Source organism: Segatella copri (assembly GCF_019127135.1).
Taxonomy (GTDB): domain Bacteria; phylum Bacteroidota; class Bacteroidia; order Bacteroidales; family Bacteroidaceae; genus Prevotella.
Genome location: NZ_JAHOEA010000195.1, coordinates 1 through 421, shown reverse-complemented (window position 1 = coordinate 421; position 421 = coordinate 1). Strand labels below are relative to the sequence as shown.

Here is a 421-nt window from a genome sequence, read left to right as displayed (position 1 = left end):
AAATAGTCAACTACTTGAGGGTAACGACTTCCATCTTCGTTGGTGGATTGTGTTATCAGAGGACGAAGCACTATATCGCAATTCTGAGCATGCATTAACATTGACATGCTGCATAATATGAAAGAAAATATATACTTCTTCATAATTACTTTTCTCCTATTATTATTTGGGCATAGCCTAGTGAAGGTGAATTATTCTTTGACTCTATGCCGTATTTTGTTTTTAGAAACTTGCGTAATTCATTTGCAAAGCTACCTGCATCTTTTGGCATCCCGTTTTCTTTTACAAGAGGAATCCTTACATTTTCAAAAAGCATGGTTGACTCAGTTGATTCAGATGTAAGGTATTGATGTTTAACAGTATTCTCAGCCATCCAATTTTCAATAACTTCTGAAAGTTCAGAACCACCATATTCGCTCTC

General features: G+C 35.4%; 1 protein-coding gene. It reads right to left on the bottom strand.

The window, feature by feature from the left end; translation table 11 throughout:
* Window positions 1-145: 145 nt before the first annotated feature.
* Window positions 146-421, bottom strand: a 276-nt coding sequence (locus tag KSW37_RS15835) for a DUF6175 family protein (RefSeq protein WP_254368708.1), incomplete at its 5' end; no start/stop codon positions are given.